The following is a 10,496-nucleotide window of genomic DNA, read 5'->3' as shown; positions in this document are numbered from 1 at the left end:
TTTATGTTTATTGGCTGACAAATATAGACTTCTTCGGATAATATCGCAAATCTGATCTGTCAATAAAGTGAAAAAGGAATGTATTTTGTGGGATTATTGCGTACCTTTGTACACAGAACGTATTAGAGATATTGAGATGTTATTACCTTATTTAAATCCCCACCTCATCGAAGCCGGATGCGACGAAGCAGGCCGCGGTTGCCTGGCCGGAGCCGTATATGCCGCTTCCGTCATTCTGCCCCAGGATTTCCGTAACGACCTGCTCAACGACTCCAAACAGCTGACCGAACGCCAGCGTTATGCCTTGCGCGAGGTCATCGAACGCGAGGCTTTGGCCTGGGCCGTCGGTGTCGTCACTCCGCAGGAGATTGATGAAATCAACATCCTCAACGCCTCTTTCCTGGCCATGCACCGTGCCGTCGCCCAGCTGAAGATACGTCCCCAGCACCTGCTCATCGACGGCAACCGCTTCAAACCCTATCCCGACATCCCTCATACCACGGTGGTAAAGGGTGACGGCAAGTACCTCTCCATCGCCGCAGCATCGATTTTGGCCAAGACCTACCGCGACGACTACATGAACCGTCTGCACGAAGAGTTTCCTTACTACGGCTGGAACCACAACAAAGGCTATCCTACCAAGAAGCACCGTGCCGCTATTGTCGCCCGTGGTACCACGCCCTACCACCGTTTGTCGTTCAATTTATTGGGTGACGGTCAGCTTTCTTTGGACTTCAAGTGAGCGTCTAGAACCATTTTATTTTTCTGAACCAAACAAACGTGCCTGCCGAGATGGCTGCCGAGAGGAGCACGATGAGCAGGAATGCATGAGGAAAACTTTCCAGATGGATGTCCACGTTCATGCCATAGAAGCTGGCGATGACGGTGGGAATCATCAGTGTGATGCTGAGGCTCGTCATGCGTTTCATGATGTCGTTCACGTTGTTCGAGATGATAGAGGCGAAGGCATCCATCGTGCCGGTGAGGATGTCGCTGTAGATGTTCACCGTGTTGTAGGCCTGGCGCAGTTCGATGACGGCGTCGTCCAGCAGCTCCATGTCCAGCATGCCGGTGTTCTGGAAGATGTTCTTCAGGCGGCCTATCAGTACCTCGTTGCCGCGGATGGAGGTGTCGAAGTAAACAAGCGTTTTCTGAAGCTTCATCAGGCGTAGCAGGTCTTCGTTGCGGATGCTCTTTTCCAGTTCCTTTTCGGCGTTGGCCACCTCGTTGTTGATCTGCTTCAGGTACTTCAGGAACCAGACAGCCGAGGAGTAGATGAGGCGCAGAATCAGTTCCAGCTTGTTGTTCACGCAGATGTTCTTGCGGCGCGTATGCTGGATGAAGTCCGGCAACAGTTCTGTCTGGTGATAGCAGACGGAGACAATGATGTCGTTGTTGGTGATGATGCCGATGGGCACCGTGATGAAGGGTATCTGCGGGTTGCTGCTCTGCATGGGGATACGCAGGATGGTGAGCAGCCAGTTGCCTTCGGTTTCGGTACGCGGCCGTTCGTCGGCGTCGGCAATGTCTTCGAGGAAAGATTCGGGAACATTCAGTTCGCGGGTGAGGAACTGGAAATCGTCGTGGTCGGGGCATTCTACGTTTACCCAGCAATTGGGCGCCCACAGAGGTTTCTCAACGAAACCGTTTTCGCTGTAGAGATACTTTCTCATCGGTTAAGGCCTCCTTTCTTAGGTTGCGTACGGAGGCTGGCGATGCAGAAAGTCTCCGTCCGCGGTTAGGGATTCATACTGTTGTTACACGTTCGTGGATTGGAATCGTCCATATCTGTTGTTCTCAATTTTATTTTTGCGGGGCAAAGATAGAAAATCGGAGGCATTTGCGGTGCCTCCGATTCTGTTTTTTAGGTTTTGTTTCGATTTTCACGATGTTGCCATCTGTGGAGACGGCTTATTGTTTGTTTTCAAAACGTCGTTTCAGGAAGCCGGCCAGGTTATAGGCGTCTACCTTTTCGGTAGAGATACTGCCGTCTTTCTCCACCACTACGTAATGCGGAATGCCGTTGAACTGGAAGAGCTGGCGCATGTACTTGTATTCCGTGTCCGTCAGGCGGTAGCAGGCTTCGCCTTTCAGGTGCTTCTCCACATAGTCTGTATAGGATTTCTCGGGCGATTCGTTTTCGCTGGTGATGTAGACAAACTGGAACTCGGGATGGTTGCGATATTGCTTGCGCAGGTCGGCCGTGGCTTGTATGCCTCCCCGACACGGACCGCAGGTGGTGGCCCAGAAGTCGACAAACAAAACCTTGCCCGCATGAGGAGCGATGATGCGGCGGAAGATGTCGGTCGCTTTTCCCTCGGGCAGCTGATAGGTCGCAGGTCGGGTTTCGGGGCACAATTCTTCCAGCAGGTTTCGGGCCGTAGCTCGAAGGTAGGGATGGGTAAGGGTCTTCTCTGTCCGGCTGAGGAAGGTTTCGGCATCCTGTCGTCGCTTCAATGCATTGGACAGTATATAGCGCAGGTGACGTACAAAGGCTGCCTGCCAGAACAAGGGCGAAGGCCTGGTGTATAGGTTGTTGGCGATGCTGTCCTTTATCTCATAGAGCTTTAGTTCAAGTTGCAGTGGCTTTTGGTCGTTGGGCAGAGCCTGAAAGGCTGGGTCGTTTTGTATTTCTACTTGTTTACTGATAGATAAGGAAAGAGGCTCCATGAATTCAAAGCGGTTGATGAAGGTGCTTATGGACAGATCTGCGAATGCCGACGGATCGTCCAAAGGCATCTCTTTCAGGAAGTGGTAATACGAAGCGTCGGGCTGCACCTTCAGTGCCTGGTTGGTGCTGTCTTGCTGGGCATAGAAACCACGCATCATTTGGAAATCGAGGAAGTACTCTCCTTTTTGGAGGTTCATGTGATTGCGTATCAGCGACACGGCTTTCTGCGAGGGGGCATAGAGGCGGCAGAGCGAGTCGGCCTGCTGCTTCCATTGGTCTGCAATGGGATTCAATTCTTCCTGGAACTGGGCTGGTGTCAGTGTCTTTTGCGCCTTGCTCAGTTTGTCGTACGGATATTCGAAAGAACTATTCAGTGTAGTGACGAGGTACGACAGGTCGGCTCTTCTGCCCATATGGGCCGTATGGGGGAGCGGGTAACTGTGGTCGCGCGCCCGACTTTTAGCCAATATATCTTCCCAATTAAGGTAGAGAGTGACAGTATCTTTAGGTTCAGCATAGAAGGGTATCCAATTGTCGTTAAATACAATGCTTTGCCAAATAGGATGCTGTACGAGAAACTTGCATTGGAAACTTCCGTCAGGGCGGATGGGAACTACTGTTGGATAATCTTGGTTTGTGATTTCGTCTTCCAGATACAGGATGCCGCTGTCGAAGCCCAGCCGCGGGTCGTAGCCGTCCAGATAGCCTTGCAGGCAGACGCTGTCGTTGCGGAAGAAGTCGTCGCCATAGCCGTTGTCGGCTTCCACGGCAGGTGTGTCGGGGCGGGTGCGGACATAGCGTTGCGTTTCGCCGCCGTCAAGGGCAATGAGGCAGGAACCGTCCTTGCGGGGTGTCAGCTGCAGCGTTACGGAAGAACCGTCGGCGCGGCTTTGTGCAGCCAGTATCAGCCGTTTGCCTTTCTTGCGGCATTTCTTCAGGTCGTACAGGCGGTTGTTTGCGATGACAAGGAAGTCGTAGATGCCATACGCCCATCGGCCTTGTGTGTCGTCGGTAAACCAGTTTCCTTCCACCGAATTCAAGGGTTGCTTATCCTTGGGAGCGGGGACGAGCGAGATGTCATAAGTATTACCTTCCGTATCATTCGGAGCGATGAGGTGGATGGTCTGTACATCCGACGGCAGCGGCTCGAACAGTAGTACGAAATCCATTTCACCCGAGTCGGGCATGTAGGTTTCCTTTTTCAGCTCGATGCCTTCGGCGCCCGTTTGTGCATAGTGTTTACCGGTGGCGGCATCTTCCAGATAGCTGTCGCCGTTCTCCATAATCCACCAGTGCGGGCGGAAGATGGCGTGGATATAGACTTTGGTACACTCGGGCGTCCGTTCGATGCGGGTGATGTTGTGGATGCTGCCGTTGCGGGCCTTGAATGTGGGGTTCTCGATGGTTTGTGCCGTCAGCAGGAGTCCCGACAAAAGGAACAGAAGGCCGCAAAAGATTTTTTTCATTGAGTTCATAATGGTATCAGTATTGATTGTATGTACTTGATTTTCGTACAAAGGTAAAAAAAAGGAAGATAGTTGCAACGGATTTATGCCGAAAAATGATGCGGAAGCTGATATTTCTCTGGTTCTTCGGGCAGGGTATCGACCGCCGCGTCGGATGCCACGAAGCGAAACTCACTGGGAATAGCTGCATAAGATACTATCTCATGCTGCACAAGATGGCATCTCATGCTGTACAAGATGGCATCTCGTGTTGCTCAAGATGGCATCTTGTGCATGACATCCTTTTACCTTAGCGGCACTGGGATAGGAGAAGTGGGGTGAAAGGAGGCTTTATTCCGTTCGCATGATGGGTGCGGACAGAAAAAAACTGTATCTTTGCAGGCAGAGCAAACTTAAACAAACCATGAAACAAAACAGGAAATTCATTTTGGCATTAGGCTTGTGCCTGATGTTGCTGCTGCCCTCTCTGCGGGCACAAATCCGTTGGACGGCGGTAGAGCCGGGTGTGTGGAAAGGAGTGGTAGGCACTCCGGAGTCGTATTCCTTGCTGGACGTAGCGGGCTGCAAACCCTTGGAGGAGGGATTTACCCGCCTGCCGGAAGTAACCCTTCCACCGCTGGCCGACCAGATAACAGCCACTTTGCAGGACGGCAAGACCTACATCAGTGTTCCCCTGCAACGGAAGGAACAATTGTATGGCTTCGGGCTGAACTTCAAGACGGTGCACCAGCGCGGGCGCATCATGAATCTGCATGTAGATCATTATGACGGTCGGGATGACGGCCGTACCCATGCGCCGGTTCCCTTCTATGTGTCGAGTCTCGGCTATGGAGTGTTGGTCAACTCGGCCCGCTACCTCACCGTGTATGCCGGCAGCGGCTCGCGCAAGGACAGCCCCGACGCGCCCGTGGCCAAGGACCGCAATACGGACAAGACGTGGAGTGCCAATCCCTATTCGGACGCCGTGTCGATTCTGGTTCCGGCTCCGGGGGTTGAGATTTATCTGTTTGCCGGTCCCGAACCGATGGACGTGGTACGCCGTTACAACCTGTTCTGCGGAGGAGGCACGTTGCCTCCGCGCTGGGGGCTGGGCTTCACGCACCGCACTCCCTCGCTCTATACGGCCGAGCAGGTGAAGCAGGAAGCCGGCGAGTTTGAACGCCGCGGATATCCGCTCGACTTCATCGGCCTGGAGCCCGGCTGGCAGAGCAAGTCCTATCCGTGTACGTTCGAGTGGGACCAGCACCGCTTCCCCCAACCGAAGGCTTTTGTGGACGAGATGAAGGAGCGCGGCATCCGCATCAACCTGTGGACCAATCCCTATGTTTCGCCCGAGTCGGACATCTATAAACAGATGTATCCGCTGAGCGGTTCGCACACGGTGTGGTGTGGTATTGTGCCCGACCTGGCTCACGAGAAGGGCCGCCGGCTCTGGATGGACAAGTTGGACAAGGAACATGTGAGCATCGGTGTGAGCGGCTACAAGGTGGACGAGGTGGACGGTTACGACCGTTGGCTGTGGCCCGACGTGGCTACCTTCCCCAGCGGTGTGTCGGCCGAGCAGATGCGGCAAACCTACGGCCTGTGGGTGCAGCGCACGACGACCGACCTGTACCGCCAACGCAACCAGCGCACCTATGGACTGGTACGTGCTTCCAATGCCGGTGCCAGCGCCTATCCCTACGTCATCTACAACGACTACTACAGCCATCCCGACTTTATTACGGCCCTCATCAATTCGGGTTTCTGCGGCGTGCTTTGGACCCCCGAGGTACGTGGCTCCAAGACTGCCGAGGAGTGGCTGCGCCGCTTCCAGACGGTAGTCTTCTCGCCGATGGCCATGCTCAACGCCTGGGCCAGCGGTACGAAGCCCTGGTCGTTCCCCGAGGTGGCCGAACAGGTGAAAGAATACGCTCTGCTGCGTATGCGCATGATGCCCTACTGGTACACGGAGTTTGCCCGCTATCATTTCGACGGCATCCCTCCTTTCCGGGCCATGAACCTGGAGCCGGGTTTCATTCCTACTGAGGCAGAAAGTCAAGAACAGCGGAATGCCGACCTGGAAACCAATCCCTATCTGGAGGCTGTGTCAAGGGAAATCAAGGACCAGTACATGGCGGGCGAATACCTGCTGGTAGCTCCGCTGTTTGCGGGCCAGACCCAACGTACGGTAGTGCTGCCGAAGGGCAACTGGTACGACTTCTACACGGGCGAGTACGTAGGCAACGGGCAGACCATTACCGTTTCGCCGGGCTTGGACCGTATCCCTGTGTTTGTGAAGGACGGGGCCATCATTCCCCTGATGGAGCCGGTACTGCATACGCCTGCTGCCGGGCAGAAGATGAACCTCGAAATTCGTCACTACGGGAAGGCCGACGGCCAGTATCGTCTGTACGACGACGACGGCGAGACCTACGATTACGAGCGGGGCGAATACGCGTGGCGCGACATCCGCGTGACCCGCGACCGCAAGGGACGGCTGAAAGGCCATATCTCCAAAGCGGAGAAAGGTAAGCCCGACAACGTGGGTACGGTGACCTGGCGCTTCATGACGCAGGAGTGAAGCAGGCTTCTTTGCCAACTTAACATAGATTAATCCCTCAGATACGCATCTTTTTTTGTAACTTTGCGGACGGAATTCATAGGCACCACAGATTACACAGATTCTCACAGATTCCCTTTGCTTTTAATCTGTGTCAATCTGCGTAATCTGTGGTGCCCCGATAAAACAGCATTGATTCAAACTTTAAATACTTTAAGCATTATGGCAAAGAAAGCTCTTTTAATGATTCTCGATGGTTGGGGTTGTGGCGACCATCAGAAGGACGACGTGATCTTCAATACTCCCACGCCTTACTGGGACAGTCTGCTGGCCAACTATCCGCACTCACAGCTCCAGGCGAGCGGCGAGAACGTAGGTTTGCCCGACGGTCAGATGGGTAATTCTGAAGTAGGTCACCTGAACATCGGTGCCGGACGCATCGTTTATCAGGACCTCGTGAAGATCAACCGCGCCTGCGCCGACGGCAGCATCCTGCAGAACAAGGAGATTGTAAACGCTTTCTCTTATGCGAAGGAGAATGGCAAGAACATCCACTTCATGGGTCTGACTTCGAACGGCGGCGTTCACTCTTCGTTCGACCACCTGTTCAAGCTCTGCGACATCGCCAAGGAATACGGCCTGCAGGACACGACGTTCATCCACTGCTTCATGGACGGACGCGACACCGACCCGAAGAGCGGTAAAGGCTTCATCGAGCAGCTGACCGCCCACTGCGCACAGTCGGCCGGCCGCATCGCCAGCATCGTGGGCCGCTTCTATGCCATGGACCGCGACAAGCGCTGGGAGCGTGTGAAGGAAGCTTACGACCTGCTCGTCAACGGACAGGGTCGCGTGGCTACCGATATGGTACAGGCCATGCAGGAATCTTACGACGAAGGTGTGACCGATGAGTTCATCAAGCCTATCGTAAATGGCGCTTTCGACGGCACCATCAAGGAAGGCGATGTAGTGATCTTCTTCAACTACCGCAACGACCGTGCCAAGGAACTGACCATCGTTCTGACCCAGCAGGATATGCCGGAGCAGGGCATGCACACCATCCCCGGCCTGCAATACTACTGCATGACGCCGTACGACGCTTCGTTCACAGGCGTGCACATCCTCTTCGACAAGGAGAACGTACAGAACACGCTGGGCGAATACTTGGCCAACAACGGCAAGACGCAGCTCCACATCGCCGAGACGGAGAAATACGCACACGTAACCTTCTTCTTCAACGGTGGCCGCGAAACTCCGTATGCCAACGAAGACCGCATCCTCGTTCCTTCTCCGAAAGTTGCTACGTACGACCTGAAGCCTGAGATGAGCGCCTACGAAGTGAAGGACAAGCTGGTTGAGGCTATCGGCACCCAGAAGTACGACTTCATCGTGGTGAACTATGCCAACGGCGACATGGTGGGCCACACGGGTATCTACGAGGCTATCGAGAAAGCTGTTGTAGCCATCGACAACTGCGTGAAGGATACTGTTGAGGCTGCCAAGGCCAACGGTTACGAGGTAATCATCATCGCCGACCACGGTAATGCCGACCACGCTCTGAACGCCGACGGTACACCCAACACCGCTCACTCGCTGAACCCCGTGCCCTTCGTTTACGTAACGGACAACAAGGATGCCAAGGTAGAGAATGGTGTGCTGGCCGACGTAGCTCCGTCCATCCTCCACATCCTCGGCATGCCTCAGCCTGCTGAGATGACCGGTAAGGATCTGATTAAGTAATGATTCGGAAGATTGCAAATGAATAGAGGGCAGGCAGAAGGTGCTGATATAAAAGATTCCTTCTGTCTGCCCTTATATTTTTAAGGAATGTCTTCCTTCACGAGGGGCACTGTTTACTCCGTTTGTACTGTCAGTTTAAAGCCTTTGTACTGTCAGTTTACTCCGTTTAAACTACCAGTTTAGTACGTTTAAATTGTCAGTTTATCAGCATTAAACTGGGAGTTTATTTTTCTCAAACTGAAATAAACTGATATATAGTTGATTCATAACGGTTTATGTTGACGCCCGATTGTGAAGGAAGTCTTTGATAAAAGAACGGTAATTTATGATACAGATAGACGATGTAGTGGTAAGTCTCGACGTGTTGCGTGAGAAGTTTCTGTGCGACCTGTCTGCCTGCAAGGGTGAGTGTTGCATCGAGGGAGATGCCGGAGCGCCGGTAGAGCTGGACGAGGTGGAGAAGCTCGAAGAAGTGCTCCCCGTGATATGGGACGACCTCAGTCCCGAAGCGCAGGCCGTCATCGACCGCCAGGGGGTGGTGTACACCGACTGCGAAGGCGACCTGGTGACGTCCATTGTCAACAACAAGGATTGCGTCTTTACCTGCTACGATGACAAGGGGTGCTGCTATTGTGCCATCGAGAAAGCCTTCCGTGAAGGCAAAACCGACTTCTATAAGCCCGTTTCCTGCCACCTCTATCCCATCCGCGTGGGCGACTACGGCCCCTATAAGGCGGTGAACTACCACCGTTGGGATGTCTGCAAGGCCGCCGTCCTGCTGGGGCGCAAGGAGAATGTGCCTGTCTATAAGTTCCTGCGCGAACCGCTCATCCGCAAGTTCGGCGAGGCGTGGTACAAGGAACTGGAGATTGCGGCGGAGGAGCTGGAGAAACAGGGGATGTTGTAACTGGTAGAACAAGGAGATGATGGAGCGTTGTTGGTGCTTGTGTCTGTTGGTCCTCTGCCTGTTCATGGTTTCGTGTGAGCAGGATAAGGGTTGTCCGGAAGAGGAACCGGAATTGGAGTTGGCTCCGATTATGAATTTGTTGAAAAATGGTACCTGTGAAGAATGGACAGGAAGAAACTTGGCTGTCGGGAGGAAAGACTACCTGTCGGGATGGTCCTTGAAAGAACATTATGGCAGTGTAAGTCAAGAAAGTGAGATTGTGTATGAAGGAACATCATCTGCCCGTCTGTCCTCACCCGAAGCAGGCATTACGGCAAGTATCAGTCAGAAAGTCGAAGTCTCTCCCGGGCATACGCTCCGTATCCGTTTTCACTACTATATAGAAGAGGCCTGTACAGGAACCAAGCCGCGTATGTACTGCTATTTCCGTGAGGGTGGCTCGGATAATATCCCAAACGATGTACTGGCAACATTTTACGATGATGCTACATGGGGCATCATAAGGGGAGGCGGTTACGGTTTGTCTTCTTTCCCGTTGGAGTACGGCGAATGGCAATTGTTTGATTATACGATACAGGTGCCTGCCATTGCTCATTATTTTGTATTTGAAATACACAGTTATGCGGGCACGACGATGTATATTGACGACTGTTGGGTGGTAGATATCAATATGTATAACCAATGAAATACGAATGATGGATAGTCTGGTTGTCTGGCTCTTCGCAGCCTTTTTTGTTCTTCTGGGCTTGCTTGTACGCAAGTATCCCAAGCTGATAGCCGGGTATAATACGATGTCGCCCGAACGGCAGAAACTGGTTGATGTCAAGGGACTGACGGTTTTCATGTGCCGGGCGTTTTGTATCATCGGGCTGCTTGTTGTCCTTGTTTATTACCTGCTGTTGTGGGGCGGGATGGCCGAAATGGTGGCTAGGATGGTCAGCATTATCGCAGTGCCCGTTGTGGGTTCGGTGGTGATGGTAGCCGGTGCCCAGCGTTATGACCACGGACATTGATTCGGAATAAAGTCTTGAACCTGATTTTCAGCGAGTTCGTATTCCTCGGTCTGTTTCTTATAAGAGGAAAGGCTTTCCCTCACCGAGGGAAGGCCTTTCCCTTTTAAAGGGAAACCCTTTCCCCCGGTGAGGGAAAAGTTTTCCCCGGCTTTGGGAA

The 10,496-nt window shown here is 53.2% G+C and carries 9 protein-coding genes; 6 read left to right on the top strand and 3 right to left on the bottom strand.

The genetic code is table 11. The features are described 5' to 3' along the window. Window positions 1–136: 136 nt before the first annotated feature. Complete coding sequence (locus RDO88_RS00785; protein ID WP_307757536.1) at window positions 137–742, top strand: ribonuclease HII; 606 nt, start codon at window positions 137–139, stop codon at window positions 740–742. Between the two features lie 4 nt (window positions 743–746). Here RDO88_RS00785 and RDO88_RS00780 read toward each other — a convergent pair whose 3' ends face one another. The 3 genes from RDO88_RS00780 to RDO88_RS00770 form a co-directional block, all read right to left on the bottom strand. Further along, complete coding sequence (locus RDO88_RS00780) at window positions 747–1,673, bottom strand: CorA family divalent cation transporter (RefSeq protein WP_307757535.1); 927 nt, start codon at window positions 1,671–1,673, stop codon at window positions 747–749. A 238-nt stretch (window positions 1,674–1,911) separates the two neighbouring features. Beyond that, window positions 1,912–4,137 (bottom strand): thioredoxin-like domain-containing protein, encoded by a 2,226-nt coding sequence (locus RDO88_RS00775; protein ID WP_307757534.1) that lies wholly within the window; start codon window positions 4,135–4,137, stop codon window positions 1,912–1,914. A gap of 83 nt (window positions 4,138–4,220) precedes the next feature. Beyond that, entirely contained in the window at window positions 4,221–4,364 is a 144-nt protein-coding gene (locus tag RDO88_RS00770) for a hypothetical protein (RefSeq protein WP_307757533.1), read from the bottom strand. Between the two features lie 221 nt (window positions 4,365–4,585). Between RDO88_RS00770 and RDO88_RS00765 the strand changes: the two genes are divergently transcribed. The 5 genes from RDO88_RS00765 to RDO88_RS00745 all read left to right on the top strand — a co-directional run bounded on the left by RDO88_RS00765 (window position 4,586) and on the right by RDO88_RS00745 (window position 10,339). After that, the gene (locus RDO88_RS00765; protein ID WP_374043878.1) at window positions 4,586–6,700 is read left to right on the top strand and encodes a TIM-barrel domain-containing protein; all 2,115 of its coding nucleotides are present in this window, start codon (window positions 4,586–4,588) and stop codon (window positions 6,698–6,700) included. 201 nt (window positions 6,701–6,901) lie between these two features. Then, window positions 6,902–8,419, top strand: a complete 1,518-nt coding sequence (gpmI, locus tag RDO88_RS00760) for a 2,3-bisphosphoglycerate-independent phosphoglycerate mutase (protein ID WP_307757531.1) — start codon at window positions 6,902–6,904, stop codon at window positions 8,417–8,419. 325 nt (window positions 8,420–8,744) lie between these two features. Further along, window positions 8,745–9,326 (top strand): DUF3109 family protein, encoded by a 582-nt coding sequence (locus RDO88_RS00755; RefSeq protein WP_307757530.1) that lies wholly within the window; start codon window positions 8,745–8,747, stop codon window positions 9,324–9,326. 16 nt (window positions 9,327–9,342) lie between these two features. Then, window positions 9,343–10,011, top strand: a complete 669-nt coding sequence (locus tag RDO88_RS00750) for a hypothetical protein (protein ID WP_307757529.1) — start codon at window positions 9,343–9,345, stop codon at window positions 10,009–10,011. Window positions 10,012–10,018: 7 nt separating this feature from the next. Next, window positions 10,019–10,339, top strand: a complete 321-nt coding sequence (locus RDO88_RS00745; protein ID WP_307757528.1) for a DUF3784 domain-containing protein — start codon at window positions 10,019–10,021, stop codon at window positions 10,337–10,339. The last annotated feature ends 157 nt before the right edge of the window (window positions 10,340–10,496 follow it).

The sequence above is a fragment of the uncultured Mediterranea sp. genome, from assembly GCF_902493215.1.
GTDB lineage: Bacteria > Bacteroidota > Bacteroidia > Bacteroidales > Bacteroidaceae > Bacteroides.
The sequence above is the reverse complement of the archived record's forward strand: the minus strand, read 5'-3'. Positions and strand labels throughout refer to the sequence as shown.

Coding starts and splice junctions, on each gene's coding strand:
- RDO88_RS00775 (WP_307757534.1), bottom strand. CDS start 4,137: ATGAAAAAAATCTTTTGCGGCCTTCTGTTCCTTTTGTCGGGACTCCTG.
- RDO88_RS00745 (WP_307757528.1), top strand. CDS start 10,019: ATGATGGATAGTCTGGTTGTCTGGCTCTTCGCAGCCTTTTTTGTTCTT.
- RDO88_RS00770 (WP_307757533.1), bottom strand. CDS start 4,364: ATGAGATGCCATCTTGTGCAGCATGAGATAGTATCTTATGCAGCTATT.
- RDO88_RS00785 (WP_307757536.1), top strand. CDS start 137: ATGTTATTACCTTATTTAAATCCCCACCTCATCGAAGCCGGATGCGAC.
- gpmI (WP_307757531.1), top strand. CDS start 6,902: ATGGCAAAGAAAGCTCTTTTAATGATTCTCGATGGTTGGGGTTGTGGC.
- RDO88_RS00750 (WP_307757529.1), top strand. CDS start 9,343: ATGATGGAGCGTTGTTGGTGCTTGTGTCTGTTGGTCCTCTGCCTGTTC.
- RDO88_RS00780 (WP_307757535.1), bottom strand. CDS start 1,673: ATGAGAAAGTATCTCTACAGCGAAAACGGTTTCGTTGAGAAACCTCTG.
- RDO88_RS00765 (WP_374043878.1), top strand. CDS start 4,586: ATGTTGCTGCTGCCCTCTCTGCGGGCACAAATCCGTTGGACGGCGGTA.
- RDO88_RS00755 (WP_307757530.1), top strand. CDS start 8,745: ATGATACAGATAGACGATGTAGTGGTAAGTCTCGACGTGTTGCGTGAG.